The sequence below is a fragment of the Halioglobus japonicus genome (genome assembly GCF_001983995.1).
In the GTDB taxonomy this organism is placed as follows: Bacteria; Pseudomonadota; Gammaproteobacteria; order Pseudomonadales; family Halieaceae; genus Halioglobus; species Halioglobus japonicus.
The window spans coordinates 918,281-944,533 of the sequence record NZ_CP019450.1 but is presented as its reverse complement, the minus strand read 5'-3'; the positions used below and the strand labels follow the sequence as shown (position 1 = coordinate 944,533).

The 26,253-nt window shown below is 59.4% G+C and carries 23 protein-coding genes and 1 pseudogene; 14 read left to right on the top strand and 10 right to left on the bottom strand.

The genetic code is table 11. The annotated features are described in order from the left end of the window. The 5 genes from BST95_RS04515 (at position 1) to BST95_RS04495 (ending at position 4,160) form a co-directional block, all read left to right on the top strand. Positions 1 to 933 (top strand): ABC transporter permease, encoded by a 933-nt coding sequence (locus BST95_RS04515; protein WP_066048954.1) that lies wholly within the window; start codon positions 1 to 3, stop codon positions 931 to 933. Position 934: 1 nt separating this feature from the next. After that, positions 935 to 1,822, top strand: coding sequence for an ABC transporter permease (locus tag BST95_RS04510; protein ID WP_084198324.1), 888 nt, complete (start codon positions 935 to 937; stop codon positions 1,820 to 1,822). Continuing rightward, positions 1,822 to 3,411 carry an ABC transporter ATP-binding protein gene (locus BST95_RS04505; protein WP_084198323.1) on the top strand — a complete coding sequence of 530 codons (1,590 nt, stop codon included), beginning with the start codon at positions 1,822 to 1,824 and terminating at the stop codon, positions 3,409 to 3,411. Before BST95_RS04510 ends, BST95_RS04505 begins: the two co-directional genes overlap by 1 nt. Positions 3,412 to 3,480: 69 nt before the next feature. Next, entirely contained in the window at positions 3,481 to 3,960 is a 480-nt protein-coding gene (locus tag BST95_RS04500) for a methyltransferase domain-containing protein (RefSeq protein ID WP_084198322.1), read from the top strand. Further along, positions 3,957 to 4,160, top strand: coding sequence for a hypothetical protein (locus BST95_RS04495; protein WP_084198321.1), 204 nt, complete (start codon positions 3,957 to 3,959; stop codon positions 4,158 to 4,160). The genes BST95_RS04500 and BST95_RS04495 overlap by 4 nt, the downstream gene beginning before the upstream one ends. Here BST95_RS04495 and BST95_RS04490 read toward each other — a convergent pair. From BST95_RS04490 to BST95_RS04480, 3 genes are all read right to left on the bottom strand, one after another. Beyond that, on the bottom strand, positions 4,157 to 4,903 hold the full coding sequence (locus BST95_RS04490) for a hypothetical protein (RefSeq protein ID WP_084198320.1): 747 nt from the start codon (positions 4,901 to 4,903) through the stop codon (positions 4,157 to 4,159). The two genes, BST95_RS04495 and BST95_RS04490, sit on opposite strands and share 4 nt — an antisense overlap. 108 nt (positions 4,904 to 5,011) lie before the next feature. Then, positions 5,012 to 6,319 carry a carbohydrate porin gene (locus tag BST95_RS04485; RefSeq protein ID WP_084198319.1) on the bottom strand — a complete coding sequence of 436 codons (1,308 nt, stop codon included), beginning with the start codon at positions 6,317 to 6,319 and terminating at the stop codon, positions 5,012 to 5,014. 127 nt (positions 6,320 to 6,446) lie between these two features. Next, a complete protein-coding gene (locus BST95_RS04480; protein ID WP_205737325.1) occupies positions 6,447 to 7,823 on the bottom strand; it encodes an amidohydrolase family protein in 1,377 nt (458 codons plus the stop codon). Between the two features lie 162 nt (positions 7,824 to 7,985). Between BST95_RS04480 and BST95_RS04475 the strand changes: the two genes are divergently transcribed. Next, a complete protein-coding gene (locus BST95_RS04475; RefSeq protein WP_084198318.1) occupies positions 7,986 to 9,014 on the top strand; it encodes an AraC family transcriptional regulator in 1,029 nt (342 codons plus the stop codon). On the opposite strand, the gene BST95_RS04470 is transcribed toward BST95_RS04475, so the two are convergent. Then, positions 8,990 to 9,685, bottom strand: a complete 696-nt coding sequence (locus BST95_RS04470) for a response regulator (RefSeq protein WP_084198317.1) — start codon at positions 9,683 to 9,685, stop codon at positions 8,990 to 8,992. The genes BST95_RS04475 and BST95_RS04470 overlap by 25 nt on opposite strands. Before the next feature lie 325 nt (positions 9,686 to 10,010). Here BST95_RS04470 and BST95_RS19610 point away from each other — a divergent pair, with 325 nt between their 5' ends. Then, a complete protein-coding gene (locus tag BST95_RS19610; protein WP_157114450.1) occupies positions 10,011 to 10,181 on the top strand; it encodes a hypothetical protein in 171 nt (56 codons plus the stop codon). A gap of 107 nt (positions 10,182 to 10,288) precedes the next feature. Further along, positions 10,289 to 11,092, top strand: a complete 804-nt coding sequence (locus BST95_RS04460; RefSeq protein WP_169843852.1) for an inositol monophosphatase family protein — start codon at positions 10,289 to 10,291, stop codon at positions 11,090 to 11,092. A 4-nt stretch (positions 11,093 to 11,096) separates the two neighbouring features. On the opposite strand, the gene ggt is transcribed toward BST95_RS04460, so the two are convergent. Together ggt and BST95_RS04450 are read right to left on the bottom strand one after the other, a co-directional pair. Beyond that, positions 11,097 to 12,818 (bottom strand): gamma-glutamyltransferase, encoded by a 1,722-nt coding sequence (gene ggt, locus BST95_RS04455; protein WP_205737324.1) that lies wholly within the window; start codon positions 12,816 to 12,818, stop codon positions 11,097 to 11,099. Positions 12,819 to 12,966: 148 nt separating this feature from the next. Next, the gene (locus BST95_RS04450) at positions 12,967 to 14,004 is read right to left on the bottom strand and encodes a TIGR03617 family F420-dependent LLM class oxidoreductase (RefSeq protein WP_268245004.1); all 1,038 of its coding nucleotides are present in this window, start codon (positions 14,002 to 14,004) and stop codon (positions 12,967 to 12,969) included. A gap of 185 nt (positions 14,005 to 14,189) precedes the next feature. Between BST95_RS04450 and BST95_RS04445 the strand changes: the two genes are divergently transcribed. Both BST95_RS04445 and BST95_RS04440 read left to right on the top strand, forming a co-directional pair. Further along, the gene (locus BST95_RS04445; RefSeq protein WP_084198312.1) at positions 14,190 to 15,767 is read left to right on the top strand and encodes an AMP-binding protein; all 1,578 of its coding nucleotides are present in this window, start codon (positions 14,190 to 14,192) and stop codon (positions 15,765 to 15,767) included. Then, positions 15,764 to 16,849, top strand: coding sequence for an MBL fold metallo-hydrolase (locus BST95_RS04440; RefSeq protein WP_229801755.1), 1,086 nt, complete (start codon positions 15,764 to 15,766; stop codon positions 16,847 to 16,849). Before BST95_RS04445 ends, BST95_RS04440 begins: the two co-directional genes overlap by 4 nt. 32 nt (positions 16,850 to 16,881) lie before the next feature. On the opposite strand, the gene BST95_RS04435 is transcribed toward BST95_RS04440, so the two are convergent. The 3 genes from BST95_RS04435 to BST95_RS04430 all read right to left on the bottom strand — a co-directional run bounded on the left by BST95_RS04435 (position 16,882) and on the right by BST95_RS04430 (position 19,620). Continuing rightward, positions 16,882 to 18,123 (bottom strand): flavin-containing monooxygenase, encoded by a 1,242-nt coding sequence (locus BST95_RS04435; RefSeq protein ID WP_205737323.1) that lies wholly within the window; start codon positions 18,121 to 18,123, stop codon positions 16,882 to 16,884. Beyond that, positions 18,095 to 18,343 (bottom strand): FAD-dependent oxidoreductase, encoded by a 249-nt coding sequence (locus BST95_RS20060; protein ID WP_205737322.1) that lies wholly within the window; start codon positions 18,341 to 18,343, stop codon positions 18,095 to 18,097. The genes BST95_RS04435 and BST95_RS20060 overlap by 29 nt, the downstream gene beginning before the upstream one ends. Before the next feature lie 245 nt (positions 18,344 to 18,588). Further along, a complete protein-coding gene (locus tag BST95_RS04430) occupies positions 18,589 to 19,620 on the bottom strand; it encodes a hypothetical protein (RefSeq protein ID WP_146004220.1) in 1,032 nt (343 codons plus the stop codon). Between the two features lie 244 nt (positions 19,621 to 19,864). Between BST95_RS04430 and BST95_RS04425 the strand changes: the two genes are divergently transcribed. From BST95_RS04425 to edd, 4 genes and pseudogenes are all read left to right on the top strand, one after another. Next, positions 19,865 to 20,890, top strand: coding sequence for an AraC family transcriptional regulator (locus BST95_RS04425; protein WP_102106341.1), 1,026 nt, complete (start codon positions 19,865 to 19,867; stop codon positions 20,888 to 20,890). Positions 20,891 to 21,061: 171 nt separating this feature from the next. Further along, complete coding sequence (zwf, locus tag BST95_RS04420) at positions 21,062 to 22,516, top strand: glucose-6-phosphate dehydrogenase (protein WP_084198309.1); 1,455 nt, start codon at positions 21,062 to 21,064, stop codon at positions 22,514 to 22,516. Further along, entirely contained in the window at positions 22,509 to 23,231 is a 723-nt protein-coding gene (gene pgl / locus BST95_RS04415) for a 6-phosphogluconolactonase (protein WP_084198308.1), read from the top strand. The genes zwf and pgl overlap by 8 nt, the downstream gene beginning before the upstream one ends. Beyond that, positions 23,191 to 24,998: pseudogene (gene edd, locus BST95_RS04410) on the top strand (phosphogluconate dehydratase). Before pgl ends, edd begins: the two are co-directional and overlap by 41 nt. Positions 24,999 to 25,006: 8 nt before the next feature. Here the strand turns inward: edd and BST95_RS04405 are convergent. Further along, positions 25,007 to 26,212: an iron-containing alcohol dehydrogenase gene (locus tag BST95_RS04405; protein ID WP_084198307.1), complete on the bottom strand. Its 1,206-nt coding sequence runs from the start codon at positions 26,210 to 26,212 to the stop codon at positions 25,007 to 25,009. Positions 26,213 to 26,253 lie beyond the last annotated feature (41 nt).

Genomic DNA, 26,253 nt, shown 5'->3' with positions numbered 1-26,253 from the left:
ATGTGGCGCTTTATTGGCATTCGCCTGCTTCAGGCAATTCCGGTGATCCTCGCTGTGATCACCGTGACCTTTTTCCTGGTGCGCGTGGCACCGGGTGGCCCCTTCTCTGCAGAGAAGGCCGTACTTCCCGAGGTAAAAGCGGCGCTGGAAGCCCAGTACCGCCTCGACCAACCCCTGTTCACTCAGTACACCGCTTATTTGGGTGACCTGGCCCAGGGCGAGTTTGGTCCCTCCTTCAAATACCCCGGCCGCAGCGTTAACGAGCTGATTGGTGCCGGCCTGCCGGTCACCGCAGAGCTCGGTCTCTACGCCCTGCTGGTGGCGGTATTAATCGGTGGCACCGCCGGCGTGATTGCGGCCCTGCGGCCCAATACGCCGCAGGACTACATACCCATGACCGCCGCCATGATTGGTATCTGCGTGCCCTCCTTCCTGATGGGGCCGCTACTGGTACTGGTGTTCGGCATCCATCTGGACTGGCTACCGGTATCGGGCTGGGGCGATATACCCGGCGATAAGATTCTCCCCGCTATTACCCTGGGCTCTGGTTACGCTGCCTACATTGCTCGCCTGTCGCGGGCGGGCATGCTCGAGGTGATGAGCCAGGATTACATCCGCACCGCCCGGGCCAAGGGCCTGCCGGAATGGCAGGTGGTGGTAAAACACGGCCTGCGGGGCGGCCTCATCCCCGTGGTCGCCTTCCTGGGGCCGGCTTTCGCCGGTCTGCTGGCGGGCTCCTTCGTGGTGGAAACCATCTTCCAGATCCCCGGCCTGGGCCGCTTCTACGTGCAGGCCGCGTTTAACCGCGACTACACCATGATCCTCGGCACCACTGTGTTCCTGTCCACCCTGATCGTGCTGTTCAACCTGCTGTCAGATGTGCTGGCCGCCTGGATGAACCCGCGTCTGCGCGCACAATTCGGGGAGAACTGATATGAGCACTGATATCATCAACGACATCACCGAAGCAGAGCAGGGTTCCAGCCTGTGGCACGACGCCTGGCTGCGCCTGCGCAAGAATCGACTCGCCGTCGCCGGCGGCGCCATTCTGCTGCTGTTCGTCATTATTGCGCTGCTCACGCCGTGGATAGCGCCCTACGCCTACGATGCCCAGAACCTGGACCTCGGCGCGAGCCCGCCCTCGGCCCAACACTGGCTGGGCACCGACATCTTCGGCCGCGACCTACTCACCCAAATTATGTACGGCGGCCGCATCTCCCTGGCGGTGGGCTTTGTCGCCACCTCCGTGGCGCTGCTGATCGGCGTCACCTGGGGAGCTATCGCCGGCTACGTGGGCGGCCGCACAGACGCCGTTATGATGCGCCTGGTAGACATCATGTACGCCCTGCCCTTCATGATCTTCATCGTTCTGCTTATGGTGGTCTTCGGCCGCAACATCCTGCTGCTGTTCCTCGCCATTGGCGCGGTGGAATGGCTGACCATGGCCCGGATCATGCGCGGTCAGGTGCAGCAGTTACGCCAACAGGAATTCGTGGAGGCGGCCATCTCCCTGGGGCTCAGCCCTGGTACGATTATCCGCCGCCACATGATTCCCAATGCCCTGGGCCCGATTATCGTGTACACCACGCTGACCATTCCCTCGGTCATGCTGCTGGAAGCCTTCCTGTCCTTCCTCGGCCTGGGTATCCAGCCGCCCCAGACCTCCTGGGGCCTGTTGATCTCCTACGGCGCCGAAACCATGGAAGAGTACCCCTGGCTGCTGATCTTCCCCGGCCTGGCCCTCACCATTACCCTGTTTTCACTCAATTTCCTCGGTGACGGCCTGCGGGACGCCCTGGACGTGCGGAGGAGCAAAGACTGATGAGCCTCTTAGAAGTTAAAAACCTGGGTGTCAGCTTTGTCACCCGCATGGGCACCAACAAGGCGGTGGATGGTATTTCCTTCAGCGTCGACACCGGCAAGATCACCGCCATCATCGGCGAGTCAGGGTCCGGTAAATCCGTGTCCTGCTACTCCATGCTGGGCCTGGTGCCTATGCCCCCCGGCCGTATCGACAGCGGTGAAGCCCTGTTCGAAGGCCAGGACCTGCTCAAAATGAGTGAGGCCGAGCTGCGCGAAATTCGCGGCCGCGACATCGCCATGATTTTCCAGGACCCCATGACCTGCCTGAACCCGTTCATGACCGTGGGCAAGCAGTTGATGGAGCCACTGCTGTACCACAAGGACGTCAGCAAGGAAGAGGCCCGCAAGCGCGCCCTGGAACTGCTGGAGGAAGTGGGCATCCGCGACCCGGAAACCACTTTCGACAACTTCCCGCACCAGTTCTCAGGCGGCATGCGTCAGCGAGTTATGATTGCCATGGCGCTGATCAATGAGCCCAAACTGCTGATCGCCGACGAACCGACCACCGCACTGGATGTCACCATCCAGGCGCAGATTCTGAAGTTGATTGCCGAGCTGCAGCAAAAGCGCGATATCGGCGTGATCTTCATCTCACACGACCTGGCGGTAGTCGCCGACATCGCCGACCAGATCGTGGTGATGCAGCAGGGCAAGATTGTGGAAGGTGGTGACTCCAACCACATCTTCAATAATGCCGAGCACCCGTATACCCGCAAGTTGCTGGAAGCGATTCCTCACGGCAGTAAGGCGCCCATGGAAGCGAAGCCGGAAACCCTGATCGAGGTAAAAAACCTGCGCACCTGGTTTGACCAGGGCAAGGACAAGGAGCCGGTCAAAGCCGTCAACGACGTTAGCTTCGATATCAAGCGCGGTGAAGTGCTGGGCCTGGTGGGCGAATCCGGTTCCGGCAAATCCACCATCGGCCGCTCCATCCTGCGCCTGGTGCCCGTCACTGGCGGCAGCGTGAACTTTGACGGCACCGAAGTGAGTGGCCTCGAGGGCAACGAGCTCAAGAACTTCCGTCGCCGCATGCAGATGATCTTTCAGGATCCGTTTGCCTCGCTGAACCCACGCATGACGGTGTTTGATACCCTGGCCGAGCCCCTGCTGCTGCATGGCATCGAGACCAAGAAATCAGTCACCAGCGGTGTACTGAAACTGATGGACGACGTGGGCCTGGCGCGCAACTTTATGCGCAAGTACCCTCACGAGTTCTCCGGCGGCCAGCGCCAGCGAATCGCCATCGGTCGCGCCCTGGCGACACGCCCGGAGTTTATCGTGGCAGACGAGCCGGTATCAGCCCTGGACGTGACCATTCAGGCGCAAATCCTCGACCTGATGCAGGACCTGGGCAAGGAGTACGGCCTGACCATGCTGTTTGTGTCGCACGACCTGGCGGTGGTACGCCACCTGGCGGACCGTATCCTGGTGCTGTACAAGGGTGAGCTGGTGGAACAAGGCACCGGCGACGACCTGTTCGAACGCCCCCAGCAGGACTACACCCGCCAGCTGCTCAGCTCCATTCCCGGCCGGTCACTACTGGACTGAGAACATGAGCAGTCTGGACGTACCCACAGAACTCCAGCGCGGGGCCGGGTCGGTCACAGCGATGACAACCTGGCTTCCAGCCTGTGGCTACTGGATCGTATTGCGCAGCTCTCCGGCCGGGAAAACCTGGCCGGTGCCGCCGTGCTGGACATGGGCTGTGGTAACAAGTTTACCCAGACCATTCTGCGCGAGAACATCGCTATCGGCAGCTACACTGGCATCGATGTCTACCGGGACTTGATCGAGTACTTGCAATCCTCGGTGGACGATCCGCGCCTTGAGTATCAGCACGTGGATATTCACAACGCCATGTACAACACCGAGGGCAAACCGCTGTCTGAGCTGACTGGCCTCAATGTGCCCGACGCTCACTTTGACATCGTCTGCCTGTTCTCGGTGTTCACCCACCTGGCGCCCCACGACTATCCGGCCATGCTGAAACTGCTGCGGCCCTACATCAAACCGATGGTGTACTGGTATTCAGCTTGTTCATCAATGAAGTGGCGGCCAATGGCCAGGGGTATATTGCGGGCGTTCACGATCAGTTGACCGCAGGCCTTACGGAAGAGCAGAAAGCGGCACCGATCCCGGCGTTTGTGGATATGGATCCGGCACAACCGCTCAAGTGGGCCGTATACTCCCGGGAATACGCCCACGAATTGTTGGAGGGCACGGGCTGGGAGATACGGAGCCTGGAACTACCGGTAGATCCTTACGTTCAGCACCACTTTGTGTGCAGCCCCGCCTAACCTTTCTTCTTGAACCAGCCCTTCACGTTGTCAACGCCGTCCTGCACGGCGTCGGCACCGGCCTCAATCGCATCACCGGCGGTATCGCGGGTGGTATCCATGGCGCGATCTACGGTTGAATCGTATTCGCTGTCCCACTGAATCAAAATACCGTCGACACCACCGTTCAGGGCCAGGCCGCGCATCTTGGTGTGCAATTCAATGACGACCCCATCAGGATTTCGCAACCACAGGCGGCCACCACCGGAGTCACCGCCCGTCATGCCGAGGCGCGCATTGCCGTAGGTCCCGGAAAACGCATCGATATGGGGAAGGTTGTACACCGTACCCTCAGCATCCACCGAGGAAGCGCCGTAACCGCCAATACCCAGCCCTGCGAGACGGAAGGGATAATCCTTGCCGTCAATGGTCAGGGTGCCGCCCCCCATGGTGCCACTGCCTACCCAGGCCACGGTGTACTGCTTGAGCTCAATGGTACCGGCAAGCTGCAGATCTTCAGCGTCAATTTCCTGCACCTCGGCGTCCGCCGGCGTCTCCGTACTGGCGGCAACGTCTTCAACAGCTTCGGCCGCCCTGACTTCCTCGCTGGCTTCTGCGACAGCCGTATTCCCGGCAGCAACATCTGTCTGGACGTCGGCGCTGGAAGTCGCCGTGTCAATCGCGGGCGCTGCTTGATCATCGCCACACGCTGATAACCCAGCTGCCACCAGTATGGAGAGTGGCACAACCATCATCTTGTTCATTGCTAACTCCTGATCAACCTGTCTGGGACCCTATTGGTTTCGTCGGCCCTGGCGGCAACAACTAAACGTTGCCATTGCGCGCATGCTCGAGCGGATCATCGTTCTTAACTACAGCGCAAAGCGCGCACGCAGACCCCAGATATGGGAGCTGTCTTCATCCGGATTCAGGGCAGGGTCCTGCAGATACTGATAATCTACCGTCAGCGCCAGCTGCTGCGAGAGCTGCCAGCGGTAGAACATTTCCAGCGTGTACTGGTCATCAAGGCCGGGGCCAAATGCATTTTCGTTGACCTCACCCCAATTTAAACCGACACCGATCAGATCACCGGGTGCGGCGGCAATGGCACCGGGCCGATAGCCCAGGCCAACACTGACCGTTTTCTCCAGCAGGGATCCACTGTCGTCGGTATAGCCGGCGCGGACAAAAGGCATGAGCCTGTCATTGTAATAGCGCGACCAGGACACATTGGCACCCCAGCCACCCGGCGCGCCGGCCTCCTCTCGGGCATCTACATGCCACAGAGTCAGGTGTAAGTTGTCCAGGGCTATGTTGGAGTGCGCCGAGGTGTGGCCTATTTCAATACTGCTGAAGTACTCGTTGTCGTCAAAGAAGGTATCGAAGCCATCGCCGATCTCGGTGGGATCGCCATTGCGATCCACCACGCTGCCAATGATGAACACGTTATTGTCAAACAGGTGCCCGGCGGCGACACCCAGGCTGGCGTCGTTCGGCAGATCAATGGCACCTGACCCAGTCGAGAAGGCCAGGTTCATGAAATGCAGCCAGGGGCTGGCCATCCCGTATACATCCACGAAGTCGGTCACATCCAGGAAGCCACCGACAACCGTGGTACGGCCATTATTCAGGCTCTGCCGCCAATAGAGGTTGGTCCAACGCGTACCCTGGTCGCTAAAGGGTGGCTCGGTGAGCCCGACATAACCGACATTCCCCAGCAAAAACCCACTGGGGGCATTGTCACCGTAGCTGTGCCGGTGCTCGAGCTTATACACCAGCCCGCCGGAGCTGGACTTGCCGTCGCCGGTCAAATTCCAGCGACCGTACAGCCTGACCATCCCACCGCTGGCGCTGTCATCAGCGCCATCGAGCACATCACTGGCGTGTACGGTGACGGCTGAATAATCGGCACCGAAACTGAAGCCGTAATCCGCTTCGACCCGGGCCTGCCAATCCTCGAAGGGGCCTAGTAATTGGGTATCAAAGAAACCACCACGGGGGGTGCGATCAGCTTCAATCACCTGCTCGACTGAATCCGGACCGCCGAATTGAAGCGGCGCTTCGTCCTGATCTTCCGCCTCCTCGGCACCGACAATAGGCGCCACCGTCATGCAAATGAGCAGGGCGCTGCCCCGAAGGACCCGCCGGATCGGATTATCGATAAATTCAAGATGATTCATAGGAAGCCTTACTGAAAAACACACTACTGAAAGTAATCGCTGTGACGGCAGCCATTCTCAACAACAGACCCTAATGCCAAACAAGCTCCCCGTCCAAGCGGGAAGCCAAGTCCAAAGGTCTATTTATTTAGAGCGTGTTCTTGTAGATCTTGCCATCTTTCATGATGACTCGGAGCGTCTGAGGGCTATCTGGTCGTAAATCTGCACCAAACCATTTTGTGCCTGTACCTACCACCGAGAAATCTTCCAGAGGGTTGCCATCAACAATCAGAATATCTGCGTAGGCACCTTCTTCGATCACGCCCAGCTTGCCTTCCGTGTAGGGGTTCATAAAGTCACCGGAGAGCGCGACCAGTTCGCCGCCCGTTGAGGTCATAGTGACCAGCGAGGTGTAGGGCCCGAAGAACTCGTTATTGAGGTGCTTTTCATAGGCAATCTGAATATTACAGGCGTCCACGGAACCTACGCAGTCGGTCTGGAATGCTCGCTTTACCGGACACTTCTTCATATTGTCGATATAACCAGCGAATGTCGCTGACGCCGACTTCGCTTTTGCCAAACTGGAAGGTACGTTGGCCACCGCCGGGATATCCAGCAAGCCGGGATCAAAGGCTGTCAAATTGGTCGTAATAAACGCGCCTTTTTTCTTCATCAGTTTCGCTATTTCACAGTCGAATGAGAAACCGTGTTCAATCGATTTTACGCCTGCATTGAGCGCATTCATCATGGCCTCCTTACGATAGGAGTGCGCCATTACGTAACTTCCGTATTCGTTGGCTACCGCCACCGCCGCCTCAATCTCTGCCGGTGATCCTGCGAGCAATTGCCAGGGGTCGAAAGCACTAACCACGCCGCCAGACTGCATATATTTGAGCTGAGTCGCCCCCATGCGAAAGTTATTGCGTCCGTACTTTTGTACGTCCGCCACGCTGTCGACTTCCTGCGCCATATTCAGGCGGCTGAAATTTGTCGAAGCCCCGGGGGGAGAGGAGAAGTTGGCAAAATCCGCATGGCCCCCGCGCGTGCCCAGGAATGCGGCGGAGGTATAGAAACGCGGCCCCACAATCGCGCCTGAATCGATTGCTCGGCGCAGGCCACCGTTGGCACCGCCGGCATCCCGCACAGTGGTGAAGCCCTGCATGAGGTACATCTCAGCCATTTGCGTGCCGTGAATACCAAAATCTTCCCAGGTGGTGGCCGCTTCCATTTGGGGCAGGCTCGGCCCCATGAGCATCAGGTGAGCATGCGCCTCGATGAAGCCTGGCAGCAGAGTTCGACCACCGCCATCGACCACCGTTGCTCCCGGAGCACTGATGTCACCTTTGGAAACGGTTTTGATGAGGTTGCCCTCTACCAGCACACTCGCATTCTCGATGCGCTTTTTATTCACACCGTCGAAAATATGGACATTGGTAAATAATGTTTGGGCTGGCGCTTCATCCTGGCCCCAGGCCGCATTGAATCCAAAGGCAATAGTGACTGCAATTAACCACTTTCCAAGCACTGCTCTCTCCCCACAGATAAGTATGATTTTGATAGACCTAAATTTAGCCACAGAGCGCCGACTTCTCTATTGGCAGTTCACGCCACACGAGCAACAAATTGGCACAGAATATCGATTGATACGCTAGACTCGAATCTAGTCATTCAACGGGGAACCCAACCCATGCCTACGACCACCTCCGAGAAGCTGCGCCTCCCTATGGTGAGGCTGAATCTTGCGAGACCTTTCCTCGAAGCTGCGCTCAACGCCGATGCTCACGTGGATAAAACGCTTGGCCAATACTGCCTGACCCTAAACTGCTTTGAAGACGACGACCACTTTGTCACAGCAGCGACCATGTACGATGTCGTTGAATCACTAGCCGAGCTAAGCCAGGATCCATTTTGCGGCGTGCACCTGGGCGAAGCGCTCGACCCTTTCAAATGGTCGCCGCTGGCGGAGGCTGCCTATAGTGCAGTCTCTGTGGGAGATCTGTTACTGCGCTTCTCCATCGACGCATACAAGGACGCCAATTCTGTCGAATTTAAACTGGAGACGAAGGGCACACGCAGCACGTTCACAGAAAATCGACTGACCGATAATGGACGCGTGCCGCGCCACAACGACGGCTTCGGCGCCGCTTATGTGCTATCCATCCTGCAGACTGCTCTTGGCGACAACTGGGAAGGCACTCAGGTCTTGGTTAAGGTTTGTGACCCCGAGGTTTTCCCGCCCAATTATGCCGATGTCAAAGTAGCCACTACTGACACCAATGGGTTCAGCGTGGCCTTTCCGAGCGCCTGGTTACTGCTCGAACCCCAATTGCACACCACCCAATGCTCAGCCAGACCTCAGATCACCCGCAACAGTGCGCCGGAGGAAACGCTACCCACCCTGCGCTACATTCTTGCCCAGCACATACATGAGCCAGGCCTGGATGCCGATCACGTGGCGCACTTGTGCGGTATCAGTAAACGCACGCTGGTTCGACGCCTGGCTGAACTGGGAACAACCCTCAAGCAGGAACTGGATCAATTGCGCCAGCAACAGGCTCAGGACATGTTGACGGTAGGGGCAACCGGTATCGCCCAGATTGGAGAAAAGCTGGGCTACCCTGACCCCACGGTGTTTACCCGCGCGTTCAAACGGTGGACAGGAACCACCCCGCGAGAATTTCGCGAGGCCATTCAACGGGACAGTACCCAGCGATAACCCCTGCCCCGCTCGGTGACGATACAGCCGAAATCCGCGTCGCAGCGGACAAAGGCCTTACGGATAGATTTCACGTGGGCGGCAATGGTGTTGGGCGCCACCACGATATTGGCAGCCTTCATCAGTTCGCGGTGGCTGCGCACCTCGCCGGGATGGCTGGACAGTTCACGCACCATCCAGAAGTGGGTTAGCGGCAGGTCAACCTGCATCCCATTCCAGAACACCGTGGCATACACCTCGTCGAGTTCCAGTCCGGCGCTCGGCTGTGCGTTGGATACAGGGCCGGCATTGCGCACTGCCTCCATGCGCCTGATCAGGGCCTCGATACGAACAACCAGATACTCGATCGAAGCATCCTTGCTAATGTAGTCATCAGCCCCCAGCCGCAGCCCCGAGATACGATCGATCTCGCCCGTGCGATGGGTGAGGAAAATGATGGGGACGTCGCTAGAAAGCCGCCGCAACTCGGCACAAACCTGATACCCAGCGTCGCGATCATCGGCATGGGCGACATCAAGCAGTGCCAGGTCGGGCAATTGCTGACGCAGCCCGGCAATCGCCGCATCCACGCTAGAATATGCAGCAACGACAAAACCTTCCTGGCGCAATGCGCTGACATAGCGATTACGCGTGACATCGTCATCTTCGACATAGGCAATCGTTCGCGCCATGCCTCCCCCGGTGCTAAACCCTGATATCCATCATGGTATACGACAAATCATAATTCTTCATAGTTCTCCACACACGCTCACAGCCACTGGCGTAGGCTTTACCTGCGGCCGCCACACGGCTACCTCTTAAGGGATAAATACAAAGGTCTACGGATGAGAAGCGAAAATATGGTTATTGAAACAGCACTGTGTGTGCTCTGCGCATGCCTGTTTGTAGCCGCTGCCAGCTCCGCGCACAGTGCCGAACGCGACAGTGTGTATCTGGAGACATGCCGAGCCGATGTGGAGAAACACTATAGCGAGCAGCGCGATCTGACCTTCGTAAATGAAGCGCAGCGCCATGGACGGCGCTCAGCTGACGCTATCTGCAAAGAAAGACAGCAACAACGCAGAATTCGTCAACTGGTGGGTGCCCCACGACCGCAGCCATACTGAATTCGCATCGAATAGTCAGCGAGTCGCCACCACCGTTTCCCCTGGGCCCATCGTCAAATAACCGTCTTTTAGTAGGAGTGGTTTTACCTCGCCAGCGACGGCCTCTTACCACTGTCGCCATTCACTGCTATGGTTTCGGAACACCCTGACACCGGATTCCGAGCCGCCATGAATATCGATCATTCCCGCATCAGCGACATCATCCGCCAGGCCGCCCACGAGCAAGTACTTCCCTTGTGGCAAAACCTGCAGCAGGACCAGATCGAAGAAAAGCAGCGCGGCGATTACGTCACCGTCGCGGACAAAGCCAGTGAAGCGTTCCTCACACCCGCATTGGAAACTGTGTTACCCGGCTCATTGGTCATCGGCGAAGAGGCCGCGCACGACGACCCGACACTGATGCAGCGACTGACATCTGAACAGCCGGTGTGGGTCATCGACCCGGTGGACGGTACGGCAAACTTTGCGGCAGGAGAAACACCGTTTGCGGTGATGGTGTGCATCGTCCAGCAAGGCCAGACGCTCGCCGGCTGGATTTACGACCCGGTTGAAGAGACCCTGCTGCAGGCTGAACGCGGTGCCGGCGCCTTTCTGGACGACGAGCGCCTGTCGTTCGCGGAACCGTCGGGCGTAGCCGGCGATATTCACGGCGCACTTTCCACGAAATACCTGCCCGAAGAAATGCGCCCCTATGCCATGCGCGGCGCAGGCCATCTCGGCAATACCCGTGCCAGTGGCTGCGCCGCCTACGACTACCGCGCCATGGCCCGCGGCGACTACAGTTTCAGCTTTTACTATCGCACCATGATCTGGGACCACGCGCCAGGAGCGCTGGTAGTAGAAGAAATGGGCGGCGTGGTGGCGCGGTACGACGAATCGCCATATCAGCCGGCATCCGATGCCACCGGCCTGATCTGTGCCAGCGATCCGGATACCTGGCAGACCGTGCGCCGGCTATTAGTCGAGCGCTAGTTCACTACCAGGCGGCTACCGTGCCGTCTTTACGCATCTCCGTGGCACCGGCGTAGCTGCCGTTTTCACGGTCCACGTAAATCGCCTGATAGCCGCCAAAGCGCACACCGCTACTGTCAACTTCCACCTTATGGCCCATGGCCTCCAGGCGCCCAATCGTCTCGACGGCGACACCGGGCTCTACATACAGCGTACCCAGTGGATCGCCATCGATACCGGTCGTCTCGCTACCGCCATCGTGCAGGAAGCGCGCAGCATCGCCGGCCTCCTGTACGTTCATGCCGAAGTCGAGCATGTTAACCAGTATCTGCACATGACCCTGGGGCTGCATGGAACCGCCCATCAAGCCGTAGCTCATTACTGGCTGTCCGTCTTTCATCAGCATGGCAGGAATAATGGTATGGAATGGGCGCTTACCCGGCGCATAGACATTGGGATGGCCGGGTTCCAGCGAAAACAGTTCGCCGCGATCCTGGAACATAAAGCCGAGCCCGTCCGGCACCATGCCCGACCCCATGCCCCGATAGTTGGACTGGATCAGGGACACCAGCATGCCGTTCTCATCGGCCACGGTCAGATACGTGGTATCGCCCTCGCCCTCGAGCTTTGGTTCACCCGGGCCAAACTCCGGTGACGCCTGTTCTGGGTCAATCAACGCAAAGCGCTCACGACCGTAGGCATCGGAGAGCAAGCCCTCCAGAGGAATGTCGGCGAAGGCCGGGTCAGCGTAATAGCGAGCGACATCCTCAAACGCCAGGCGCTTGGCCTCCACCATGTAGTGGAAAACCTCGGCGGAGCCGCGCTCCCACTGAGTGAGGTCCACATTCTTGAGAATGCTCAGCATCTGCAAGGCGGCGAAGCCCTGGCCATTGGGCGGCAGTTCATACAGTTCATAGCCCCGGTATTCGACGCTGCCCGGCTCAACCCACTCACCCTCGTGCTGAACAAAATCCTCGTAGGCAAGGCCACCCTCCATGGACTCGAAATAATCGGCCATTTCTCGCGCCAGGCGACCCTTATAGAATGCATCACGGCCATCCAGCGCAATCGCCTCGAGCGTGTCACCCAGGTCCTTGTTGGTCACCACGCTACCTGCGGCCGGCGCCTCGCCACCCTTGAACCAGGTATCGCGAATATTGGCGAGATGCGGGGTGCCCGCATATTTTTTCTCGAAGAAATTCCAGCTGCGGTCAAAGTAGTAGGCGATAACCGGGGTGACGGGAAAGCCCCCGCGCGCATAGTCGATCGTGGGTGCCAGTACCTGATTCATGGGCAGGCTGCCAAAGCGCGCATGAATTGCAAACCAACCGTCGACCGTGCCGGGCACTGACACCGGTAGCGGCCCGTGGGAGGGAATACCCTGATGATCTTCCGGCAGCTCGCCGCGGGCCTTCATGGCGGCAATGCGCTGCTTGAGTTGTTCGAGGCTCTGTCCCTGCGGGGAGCGGCCCGAGCCATTGTAACCATAGAGTTTTTGGGTATCGGGATCCCACAGCAGGACAAAAATATCACCGCCAATACCGTTGCCGGTGGGTTCCATCAGACCCAGTGCCGCGTTGGCCGCAATGGCCGCATCAACGGCATTGCCGCCCTGCTTGAGCACATCGAGCGCCACCTGGGATGCCAGCGGGTGGGCAGTGGCGGCCATTCCGCGGGTCCCGTACACGGGGCTGCGCGACCAGATTTCCCCGACCGGCCGGCCGCCGGCTCCGAGCTCAGTGCTCACAGCGCTGCTCTGGGGGGATGTTGTCTGCACGGCACAGGCAGACAACAGTATCGGTGTGACTAAAGACAGGGCCAATTTGCATAGTGTGTTCATCCGCTCTCGCCGCTTATATCGCAATGGAGAGCAGATCATAGCCCAGATCAGGGAATCACTGACAGACGGCGGCAATCTCCCCGCGCAATGCGGTCAGCAACTCGACATCTGGTTGGTACACCACCGGTGAAATACGCTCGACCTGACCACCGAAGCGGTCCTTGATCTTGGCGGCCACTTCGGCGGGGCCGCCCACCACCGCAAAGGTGTTGAGAATGTCGTCATCGATCAGGTCATTGAGCTCAGCCCACTTCCCTTCGCGCATCAGGGTGTTGGCGTCCTGCTGCAAGGACTCCCAACCGTGGCACTCCAGCACCGGCAGATAAGCAGGCGTAGAAGCATAGAAAGCGATCTGGTTGCGCGCTGACGCGACAGCGGCCTGCATACTCTCTTCATTCAGGCCCGTGGCGGTAATCACCTGGGCCGAGACCTGGTAGCCCTCGCGCGATTTGCCAGCCTTGTCCAGCCCGCGCTGAATGGCCGCTAGCGACAGGGATTGCATGGATTCAGCGGTATTAAAGGGGTGCAGGAAATAACCGTCACCTACCTCCGCCGCAACTTCAGTCATCACAGGCCCCACACCCGCGATAAAAATGGGCGGCGGTCCATACTCATTGGGTTGGGGGGCAAACACCGGTGACATCAACGTGTGCTGGTAAAACTCACCTTCAAAACGGAGCTTCTCGCCGGTTTGCCAGCAATCCCAGATCGTGCGAATAGCCTGCACCATCTCCCGCATGCGCGAGGCCGGCTTGCTCCAGGGCATAGAGAAGCGGCGCTCAATATGCGCCTTCACCTGGGCACCCAGGCCGAGGATAAATCGGCCCCGAGACAGGTTTTGCAGATCGTTACCCAGATAGGCCAGGTTCATGGGGTTACGCGAGAACGCCACGGCGATGGATGTCATTAATTCCATGCGCTGGCTGTTCATAGCGGCCGCCGCCACGGTGATAAACGGGTCCGACTGGCCTTCAAAGGTATAGGCACCGTCAAAGCCGGCATCGTCCAGCTGCTGGGCCATACCGGCGACACGGGCCGGATCGAACATGAGTGAACTGTCTATTTTCATGAGGGATCTCCTAGTGGGCTCCAGTATCCCTGTTCATGTCACCTGGGACAGCACCGCGAGGGGACAATTTTCGTTGGCATTAGCAGTCAGCCTGAGCGCAAAGGACAGGCCTGTTTGGGCCGCAGGGTCATTGTCGGCGGTTGACCGATTGTGGCATTTTCTATGCTTGACCGCCCTACCGGGTAATCGATGAATACAGGACCCCTGAGATGAATCCGAGCGAACTCTACCAACCCCCGCTGATGCCCCACTTGCTGGTGGAAGGCCTGAACCGTTACAACGACGAACCCTGTCTGTATCTGGGGGATACCGTAGCCTCCTATAAGGATGTGCGCGAAAGCACCAGCCAGATGGTTCAGGCGCTGCAATCCCAGGGCCTGGGCGTGGGCAGCCGTGTGGCTATCATCTCCGCGAATCGACCCGAGGTACTGTCCAACATTGCCGCGATGCAGCTTACGGGCTGTATTGGCACACCGCTCCACCCCCTTGGTGCTCTGGACGACCATATCTATATTCTCGAGGCCGCCGAAATTGAGGCGCTGGTCTTTGACCCCAGCGTGTTCTCCGAGATCGCCGGCGCCCTCAAAGCACGTTTCCCCGACCTGAAACTGCTGGGCTTTGGCCCCAACGAGGTGGGCGAGGACTACATGGCGCTGGCAGCGCAATTTGAGCCCAAGCCACTGGAAGTACCCGACATTGGCCCCGAGAGCCTGGCGTCGGTCAACTTCACCGGCGGCACCACCGGCAAACCCAAGGGCGTGATGAGCCCACATCGGGTCAGCGCCTATATGACCCAGGTTCAATTGGCCGAGTGGGAGTTTCCCGAAGAAGTGCGCATGCTGTTCGCCACACCCCTGTCACACGCAGCGGCTGCGTTCTTTGTGCCTATCCTGCAAAAGGGCGGTGCCTTCTACGTCATGCAGGGCTTCGATATCGACGAGTTCTACAACATGGTCAAGGAGCATCAGATCACCTGTACGTTCCTCGTCCCTGTCATGCTCTACTTCATCATGGACTCGCCGCGCGCTACCGACGGCTCCATGGACAGCATGGAGACCATCTTTTACGGCGCCTCGCCCATGAGCCCGGCGCGCCTGCAGGAAGGCCTGGAGAAATGGGGGCAGATCTTCTACCAGTGCTTTGGTCAATCCGAATGCCCTATGGTGATCTCCAACATGTCTCGCAAGGATCACGATCTGGCCAAGCCCGAGCGCCTGAGCTCCGCCGGCCGGCCCACACCCTGGGTGCAGTTGGCACTTCTCGATCAGGACGGTAATCGCGTGCCCGAGGGTGAACCCGGTGAAATCTGCGTGCGCGGACCTCTGGTCATGGCAGGCTATAAAGATATGCCGGAGCAGACCGCCGAAGCCTTCGAAGGTAACTGGCTGCATACCGGCGACGTCGGTAAGTTCGACGACGAGGGCTTCCTGTACATCGTCGACCGGACCAAGGATATGATCGTCACCGGCGGCTTCAATGTGTTCCCCCGCGAGGTCGAGGATGTGCTGGCCACCCACGATGCCGTGGGCCAGGTGGTCGTTGTCGGCGTACCGGATGAACAGTGGGGCGAAGCCGTGAAAGCCGTTATCGTCCTCAAGCCCGGGGCCGAGGCAGGTGACGCGCTCGAAAACCAGCTACAGGCACTGGTCAAAGAGAAGAAGGGCTCGGTGCAATCACCCAAGTCCATCGACTTCGTCGCTGGTATTCCCCTGACACCGGTAGGCAAACCTGATAAAAAGGCAGTTAAAGCACAATACTGGGAAGGCACCGACCGCAGCGTGGGATGATCGACACAGGCTCAGCAGAAAGTTATCGCGGCCTCCGCTACCCCTATGGCCGCAAGCCCGGGCTCACCCCAGGTGAGCCGGTTACTGTTGCACCCGGCGTCTACTGGGTGCGCTTCCCCATGCCAATGTCGCTGGATCACATCAACATCTGGCTGCTCGAAGATGGCGAAGGCTGGACGGTTGTAGACACCTGTCTGGATATCGGCACCTCGCGCGAAATCTGGGAAAACCTGTTCACCGACTTTCTTGCCAACAAGCCGATTACCCGCGTGATCTGTACCCATATGCACCCCGATCACGTGGGCCTGGCCGGCTGGCTGTGCGAACGTTTCGGCTGCGAGCTGTGGATGTCCCGGGAAGAGTTCCTGATGTGCCGGGCCATGGCTGCCGACACCGGCCGCCCCGCGCCCGATGTGGCGCTGCGCTTTTACCACGCTGCGGGCTGGGACGAAGAGGCACTGGAGCACTACAAGCAAAAGTTCGGCAACTTCGGCCGCGCCATCTACACCCTGCCGGACAGCTTTCACCGCCTGACCGATCGCGAGACCATTACCATTGGCGACCACTATTGGCAGGCGATTGTGGGCCGCGGGCATTCACCCGAGCACGTCGCGCTGTACTGCCCCGGACTCAAGCTGCTCATCTCGGGTGATCAGGTGTTGCCCCGCATTTCACCGAATGTCAGCGTGTACCCCACCGAACCCGCGGGCGATCCGCTCAAGGAATGGCTGCGGACCCAGGCAATTATTCGCGACATACTGCCCGACGACCTGCTGGTATTGCCAGCCCACGAGGCTCCCTTCCACGGCCTGTACGTGCGCCTGAGCCAGATTATCGAGGCCCACAAGCGCGACCTGGTGAAACTGTTTAATTTCCTCGACAAGCCCCTGCGCGCGGTGGATTGCTTCCCGGCGCTGTTTCGACGGGAGATCAACGCGGGCAATATTTCCCTCGCCACCGGCGAAACCATTGCCCACCTCAACTGCCTGCTGGGCCGCCATCGTATTACCCGCACTCGCGACGAACACGGGGTGGAATGGTACGAGCAAATCCTGGAAACCGCAGATTTCGAAGACGAGTAGCCGGGCCCCGGCTACCCGCCCTTGCAGCGCTGTCAGGCCGCCTTGCGGAAGTCGTCGAGGTCCGGTTCCTCCAACTCTTTGACCCACTGCTTCCAGCTGTAGGGCCACATCGCAGGATCACCGTCGGCATCCAGGTACCAGCTCTGGCAGCCACCCACCCAGACCGTATTCCCCATCCCCTCGCGCAGGTAATCGTTGAAGCGCTGCTTGGCTTCCTCAGTGGCCTCCACCTGATCCAGCTTGCCGGCGCGCCACTGGTCAATCAGCTTCAGCACGTAGTTGGTCTGCACCTCGCTCATGGCAATGACTGAGTAATTACCAATCGGCGTATTTGGCCCCAGCATCAGGAAAAAATTCGGGAAGCCTGGCAGACACACAGAGCGATACGCCTGCACCTTACGTTCCCAGACCTGGTCGATAGAGACGCCGTCGCGACCGCGCAAATCCATGGGCCGCATGAAATTGAACGGGCTGAAACCGGTGGCAAGAATGAGCACATCCACCTCGTGGAGCTGACCGTCGGCAGTGACAACACCGCCCTCTTCTATACGCTCGATGCCTGCCGTTTCCAGCAGCACATTGTCGCGCTGCACAGCCTCGTAGAAGGTGCTGTTAATAATGAGTCGTTTACAGCCCACCGGGTAATCGGGCGTGAGCTTGGCGCGCAGCTCGGGGTCACGGACACTCTTGCGCAAATTGCGCTTTGCCGCCCAGCTCATCAGGGCCAGGGGAATCTTTTTGCCGGTCACTGCCTTGCTAAAGGTATTGCGCAGGGCCATGGCGTAGCGGCGGCTGAGTGCGCTGAGCTTATCCTGGCGGCCGCGCAACCCGGCCTTGTCCTTCTCGGTATACTGCTGGTCGGGCACGTCCACAATCCACTGCGGAGTGCGTTGGAAAATGGTCAGCTGGCCACAGCGCTCAGCAATATTGCCAATTACCTGACAGGCAGTGGAGCCGGTACCGATGATTCCCACACGCTTGCCGGCCAAGTCGACATCGTGGTTCCAGCGTGCGGTATGCCACATCTCGCCCTGATAGCGGTCCAGTCCCTCGATATCGGGATAGGCCGGATGATGCAGAATACCGGTAGCGGCCACCACGAAGTCGACCGTCAGTTCGGCACCCTTGCTGGTGTGCAGCTGCCACTGACCGTCCACATGATGACAACGCTCCAGAGCTTCACCAAAGCGAATCTGTTGATCGACCCCATATTCCTGGGCCACCTGTTTGAAGTAGGTGTGGATCTCAGCCCCCGGGCAAAGCGATGGCTCCATTCAGGATTACCCCGGAAGCTGTAGGTATACATATGCGACGGAACGTCACAGGCCACCCCCGGATAGGTATTCTCGCGCCAGGTGCCCCCAGCTCGTCCGCCTTCTCGAGCACGACGATGTCGTCGATACCCGCCTCGCGCAGCTTGATCGCCGCAAGGATGCCGGTCATACCGGCGCCGATAATCGCCACGGATGGATTGCGTAAAGTATTGGCTGACATGGGTTGATCTCTCCTATTCGACCAGCACATGGTAGCGCCGGAACGGAAACAGCCCATCTGGATGCGGGACAAAAACTTATGAAATTCGGTCAATCGCCGTATGCCCGGCGCCTCTCTATCCGCAACAGATAGAGACAATATCTTTAAATTTCAATTAGTTACAATGACCTGGCACAGCGGGGCAGAGCAAGTCTACCAGGGAACCCAGCAGCGCATGCAATCGTCGCCCCGGGTGTCAGCAGTCACTAAGCGGAACTTCGCTGCGCCAGCGATCGCACCTGCTCGGCCACGGACTTGTTACTGCCCGCATCACCTCTCGGCAACGCGCTGTGCTCGGTACGCTCACGCAACCATTCCATTGCCGTGTCGGGAATAGCGAGAAGATCGCTTTCGTTGCGCACGGCGAAGGCATCGTGGGCCTCAATATCTTCACTGATAGAAAAGCCGACACGCTTTTCGAATCTCCGCACGCCCCACTTGGGTGTGCCGCATAGTTCGCTGTAGAGATCACTGTGAAAGCGCAGCGGCGGACCAGCAAGATGGGCAAGCTGCGCGACGATATCCTTATCCCCTGGCTGGGGCTTTGGATATTCTCTGCGATAAGCATAGAGCAGCTGTATGGCAGGTAGCGAGAGGCTGTTATTGTCTTGCACCGCCGCTTCCAGGGGCGGTTGTTCACCGACGGCCTGCATAAAGTGACGAACCACATCACCGCCGGGAAACTCATCACGGGCATATCGAAAGACCCGGATATTGTCCTGCCCAAAGGCATTGTCTAACATCTCAACGCGCCCGGCGTAGCCAAGTGAAAACCGGTCCTCCAGGCTTGACATGCGCCGCTTCAACCGCTCCTGGAAGGCACTTTCAATCCGCGACTTCAGGGGCCGAAAATAAATCAGCACCTCGATTTCGTCGAAGTGTTCTCGAAAGTAATCGTGCACATCCTGTAGCTCGGCCGCCATCAGCGTCGACAGTGATTCGGCCGACAGAATGGCATTGCCCCCATCGAGACTGGACAGGCGATCCGCCAGGCCAGCGCGCGCCTGACGCTTCAGCCGCTCTAGTTCTGCAGCGGCAAGATCCCGATGCCGATACACCGGGGAATTGCCCAGGTCATGCGCAAAGGCCTGCAACATCCACAGCGATGAATTGGGTCTATCACCCCGGAAAAGGTAGCGCGCAGCCAATTGCTCACGGTGCCGATACAAACAATTTTGAATGGCCGAAGTACCCGTCTTGTGGGTACCCAGATGAAGCGCTAGTCGAGTTCCAGCCAATGATTACATCCTTGTTCAGTCGATCTCTGGAGACGACTGCAGGTGAGTCATCGCGGCCTGAGTGGGCAGCTTACTGGAGAGCAACCCGGATGTCAGCGGTGGTAATACACTTCAGGACGATCACTGCCGCAGCCCGAAGCACGCGCTCCAGAACGCGCACCTGGCGATTAAAACTTATGAATAACGGCCAATTCATGGTATTTTGCGCCTCATAGCCCCAGAAGAGGCCGCCCGCATCACATCTATGTCGAACAAGAGCGATACCAGCCACCACATCAAGGCCCTGCCGATTGCGCTGCAGGCGATGGCCAATATGGGCTTTGCCGCGGAAGATTGCCTGGCCGGCACCGGTATCAGCCCCGCCAACCTGGTCCGGGACAGCGCCGACACGCCCTTCACGCTGGAACAGGAATTTCACTTTCACCGCAATCTGCTTAGCCTCACCGGCAACACGATGCTGGGGCTGTTGCTGGGCAAGGACTATCGAGTAGAGAGCTACGGCCTGCTAGGCTACGCCTTTCTCAGCTCGTCCACACTGCGCCACGCCCTGGCCGTCATCCAGAATTTCGGGCCGCTGGCCTTCAGCCCCTTCGACATTGCCTTTCGGGTCGAGGGCAATAAGGGCATTTTAAGCATGCGTCCAGGCCTGACACTGCCAGAAGACCTGTTCACCTTTTATGTCGACCGGGATATTACCGCCGCCATCTATGGTAGCCAGGGCTCGCTTCGCCGGCCGCTGGAACCCTTAGCGGTCAAGCTCATGCATACCGGCTCCGCGCAGCAACAGATTTACGAACGTCACTTCGGCTGCGAGGTATCGTTTGGTTGCCCAGTCTCTGAAGTGCACATGGACGCGGCCCTGCTCGACGAACCCATGCCACTGGGAGATGCAGAAGCCAGCTCCATGGTGCAGCAGCAGTGTCAGTTCTTGCTGTCGCGGGTGAGGGGCGGGGGCAGCCTCGGCGATAAGGTGCGCCAGATTATCGTCTCCCGGCCGGGCTACTTCCCGGACATTGATTTCGTCGCCGAGAAACTCAATACCACCAGTCGCACACTGCGGCGGCGCCTGGCCCGGGAGGACAGCAGCTACCAGGATATCCTGGCCGATGTGCGCTACGAGCTGGCCCGCGAGTACCTGGCCAACTCCACCCTGCCGCTGGATGAAGTTTCCGTGTTACTGGGGTATAGCGCACCGGGCAATTTCAGCAACGCCTTCAAACGCTGGCACGGCAGCTCGCCCCGCGCCTATCGCCAGGCGGCGAGCAGCTGAGGCGGGGGAAAAATTACCAGAGGCAGGCCAGGGCGATTCCTGTTATCATCTGCCACCTCTCCAGCAGCGCTCAGAAAGCTGCGGACTAAATCACCGCTATTTGGATTTCTGCGCCCGCAGAAATCAATGACACACAAACACTTTGCCACTCAGTTTTGAGGAACCACGTGTATGAGTCAGAAGGTCGATTTAGTGATATTTGGTGGCACGGGAGATTTATCTACCCGCAAGCTGCTGCCGGCCCTGTACCAACTTCAACGCCACAACCTGGCGGATCGCCTGGATCGGATCATTGCCACCGGTCGCGGAGAGATGGACTCTGCGAGTTTCATTGAGGAAGCGCGCAACAATCTGCAGACATTTCTACCTGACGGCACCTGGGACGACGCCCAGTGGAGCGCCTTCAGCGACCGCCTGGAATACGTCAAGGTAGATGCCGACAACGCCGGCGACTACACCCTGCTGGCCGAATTACTGGCCGCAGGTTCAGCACCCGGCGCGCTCTACTATCTCGCCACTCTGCCTTCCCTGTACGGCGAGATCTGCCGCCAGCTGGACGCCGCAGGTATCGTCGATGATGCCAGTCGCGTGGTACTGGAGAAGCCTCTCGGACACGATCTGGAGTCCTGTCAGGAAATCAATGAGCAGGTCGCCCAGGTCTTTGCCGAAGAGGCGACCTTCCGTATCGATCACTACCTCGGCAAGGAAACCGTGCAAAACCTGTTGGCGCTGCGCTTTGGCAACCAGTTGTTCCACCCCATGTGGAATAACACCTTTGTCAGCAGCGTCCAGATTACCGTCGCCGAGGAGATCGGTGTGGCGGGCCGCGGCAGCTACTACGCCGATACCGGCGCACTGCGCGACATGGTGCAGAACCACCTGTTGCAGGTCTTGTCGCTGGTCGCCATGGAACCGCCCGCGACCCTGAAAGCCACCGATATTCGCGACGAGAAGATGAAGGTGTTGCGCTCGCTGGAGCCGATTACCTCCGCCAACGTCAAGGCGCGCACTGTGCGTGGGCGCTACGCAGCCGGCGCAGTGGGCGGCAAAGCCGTAAAGGGTTTCCTGGAAGAAGATGCCTTTGCCGACGCGGATGACACCGAGACCTTTGTGGCCCTCAAGGCGAACATCAATAACTGGCGCTGGGCGGGTGTGCCGTTCTACCTGCGCACCGGCAAGCGGCTGAGTCGCCGCTATTCGGAGATCGTCATCGAATACCGCCGCCAGTCGTTCTCCCTGTTTGCCAATGATCCGCAGGAGCTGACCAACAAGCTGGTCATCCACCTCCAGCCCGAGGAAAGCATCAGCCTGCACACGGTAAACAAAAAGCCGGGGCTTACCAGCAAGTTGAAACTGCAGCCGGTAGAGTTGCACCTCACCGACGAGTCGCAAAACAAAGGCGACAGCTATGACGCCTATGAGCGCCTGCTGCTGGATGCCATTCACGGCGACCAGACCCTGTTCATGCGTCGCGACGAGGTAGAGACCGCCTGGCGCTGGATTGACTCCATTATCGAAGCCTGGGAAGAGAACAGCACGCCCATCAAGTCCTACAACGCCGGCACGATGGGCCCGACAGCCTCTACCGCATTAATGGCAGTAGACGGGGGCAGCTGGCATGAATAACCGGGAGCACTTCGGCGATCGGCCGGCGCTGGATAAGGCTCTGGCAGCGCACATCGCCGGCCTGCTTCAGGCAGACATTGACACACGCGGCCGCGCCGGCCTGGCGCTGTCCGGAGGGTCTACCCCCAAGGGTATGTTTGCCGCCCTGGCGCAGTGTGATATCGCCTGGCAGAACGTCTGTATCACGCTCGTCGACGAACGCTGGGTGGCACCTGACCACGAAGATTCCAACGAACGCCTCGTCCGCGAGCACCTGCTCACAGGGCACGCCGCCGCAGCCACCTTCGTGAGCCTGACTGGCGACGCCGCCAATGCGGCGGATGGCCTGGGCGAGGTCACCGCGCGTTTTAGTGATTTCCCCCTGCCCTTCACCTGTGTGGTTCTGGGTATGGGCGGTGATGGCCACACGGCCTCCTGGTTTCCGAAAGCGAGCAACCTCCAGGCACTGATTGACCCGGCCAACCCGGCGTTGCTGGGAACCTGTGACCCGGTCACCGCGCCCCATCAGCGCGTGACCTTCACACTGCCGGCGGTGCTGGCAGCGGGCAGCATCATCCTGCATATCACCGGCACCGAGAAACGCGACGTGCTGGATGCTGCTGCGGATCAGCACTACCCCATCGCCGCTGTCACCGAACAGCACGACAACCCCGTAACCACCTGGTGGGCCCCTGATGACAGATTCACGATTAAGCGCCATTACCCAACGCATTGAAGCGCGCAGCGCGGATTCGCGCGCCGCATACCTGGAGCGTATTGCCGGCATGGGCGAGCAGGGACCGCATCGCGGCCAACTTTCCTGCTCCAACCTCGCGCACGGTTTTGCGGCCTGTTCCGAACAGGACAAACAGGCGCTCACCCTGACCGAGTCAGCTAACGTCGGCATCGTCAACGCCTACAACGACATGCTGTCGGCTCACCAACCGCTGGGCGAATACCCGGAACTGGTGAAGCGCGCCGCGCACGGCGTGGGCTGCACTGCTCAGGTCGCGGGCGGTGTTCCCGCCATGTGCGACGGCGTGACCCAGGGCACACCTGGCATGGAACTGAGCCTGTTCAGCCGCGACATTATTGCCGGCAGCACTGCCATTGCCCTCTCCCACAACATGTTCGACGGCGCCCTGTGCCTGGGCGTGTGTGACAAGATTGTGCCTGGCCTGCTGATCGGTGCGCTGTCTTTTGGTCACCTGCCGATTATTTTTGCACCGGCAGGCCCCATGACCTCAGGGCTGTCCAACAAGGAAAAAGCCGCTGTGCGCCAACAGTATGCCGAAGGCAAGGTTGGCCGAGATGAGCTGCTCAAGGCGGAGTCCGCTGCCTATCACGGCGAAGGCACCTGCACCTTTTATGGCACGGCCAACAGCAACCAGATGCTGATGGAAGTCATGGGCGTACACATCCCCGGCGCCGCCTTCGAACCACCGGGTACCGAGATGCGCAACGCCTTGACCGTGGCCGCCACCGAGCGCCTGTGCAAGATCACCGCCCTGGGCAACGAGTACACGCCTTTCGGCCACGTGGTCGACGCAAAATGCATCGTCAACGCGATCGTCGCCCTGTTGGCCACCGGTGGCAGCACCAACCACAGCATTCATTGGATTGCGATCGCCCGTGCGGCGGGCATCCTGATCGACTGGCAGGACTTTAACGATCTCTCGGCCATTACCCCGCTGGTGGCCCGGGTCTACCCCAACGGCAGCGCCGACGTGAACCACTTCCATGCCGCCGGTGGCACGGGCTACGTGATCCGCACGCTGCTCGACAACGGCCTGCTCCACGAGGATGTAAAAACCAACTGGGGCGAGGGTCTGCGCCACTACACTCAGGAGCCGCAACTCGACAACGGGCGCCTGACCTATATCGACGGCGTCAGCAGCAGCGCCGATACAGACGTTTTGCGCCCGGCGGACGATGCGTTTTCTGCCGAAGGCGGCCTGCGCCTGATGGAGGGCAACCTCGGTCGCAGCGTGATCAAGATCTCCGCTGTCGCCCCTGAGCACCAGGTGGTTGAAGCACCGGCGGTCGTATTCGACGATCAGACCGAACTCGCCGCAGCCTTCGAGGCGGGCGAACTGGAAAAAGATTTCATCGCGGTCGTTCGCTTCCAGGGCCCGGCCGCCAATGGCATGCCCGAACTGCACAAGCTGACGCCTTTCCTGGGCATTCTGCAAGACCGGGGTTCAAGGTCGCACTGGTGACCGACGGGCGCATGTCAGGCGCATCCGGCAAAGTTCCAGCGGCAATTCACCTGACACCGGAAGCGTTGTCGGGCGGCCCCATCGCCAAAGTCAGAACGGACGACCTGCTACGCCTGGACGCCACCACTGGTGAGCTGCAATGCCTGGTTGATGCCGGGGAGTGGAACAGCCGCGAGGCGGCTGTGCGAACGGGTGATGGCAGTGAACAGGGTACCGGCCGTGAGTTATTTGCGCATATGCGCCGGGCCGTCAGCGAAGCAGAATCCGGCGCAACGGTATTCTAGGGGTCAGGTCAGGCGGGTTGCTCGCTGATCTTGTGCAGAATATCCAACGCCGCCTGCTTGTCGAGCAAGCGGGGTACGGGGTAGCCGAGACATTCATCGGCGGCCTGTTGCGCCAATTGATCAAAGTCCTCCTGACGCAGCAGTTCAGACTGGTCGGGAATACCTACCGTGGTACGCAGATCGCGCACCGCTGCAATAAACTTGTGTGACAGCTGAGAAGCAGGTTCGCCCTCTTCACCCACGCCAATCGCAATGGCCAGTTCAGCCAGACTTTGCTCAGCCTCCTCACGGCAGAACTCGAGCACGTGGGGCAGTATCAACGCATTCGCCAGACCATGAGGAATGCCGTACTTGCCGCCAATCTGGTGCGCCAGGGCGTGAACACTGCCTACGAACACCTGATTAATCGCCATTCCCCCATAGTAGGCGGCCATGGCCATGCTCTCCCGGGCCTTGAGATCTTCGCCGTGCACTACCGCGCTGGGCAGGTGCTCAAACACCAGCTTGACCGCGGCACGGGAGTCGGCGATCCGGTTACCCCGCTCCCAGACACCGATATAGGCCTCAATAGCGTGGGTGAGTGCATCCATGCCGGTGGCCGCAGTAATGTGGGGCGGCAGACCCTGCATTAGCGAAGCGTCCAGCGCGGTAGCCTTGGGCAGCATGGTGTCACCGGACATCACACTCTTGGTCAGAGTCGCACTGTCTTTGACAACTGCCCCGGCGGTACCCTCAGACCCGGTTCCGGCGGTCGTCGGGATAGCGTAAACAGGCAGGCCGTCGTGCTTCACCTTGCCCAGACCTTCCCAATTGTGGGGGTCTTCATCGGATGTCGCGCGCACCGCCATGACCTTGGCGCAATCCATGACTGAGCCGCCACCAATGGCCAGCAGCACGTCACAGTTGTCTTGCTTGAGAATCGCCAGACCCGCGTCGACCTGCTCATAGGTAGGGTCGGGCAGCACACCGTCAAACCAGCTTATGGCCACGCCCGCATTCACCAGGCCGGCGACGGCCTGCTCCGACACACCGAGCTCTCGCAGCGGTTTGTCGGTGACTACCAGCACCCGTCGCGGTCCCAGCGTGGCGATGTGGTTGCACAACTGGCGACTACTACCCGCACCGACAAAGGCCACATGGGTAGAGCCGGGCATGAACGGCGTGAGCATGCGCAGGAATAAAAGATTGAATTTGAAACGAAGTCGATCGAGCATGACGGCGATAAGTCCTGTTATGTTTTGGCACTGCCCTGCAG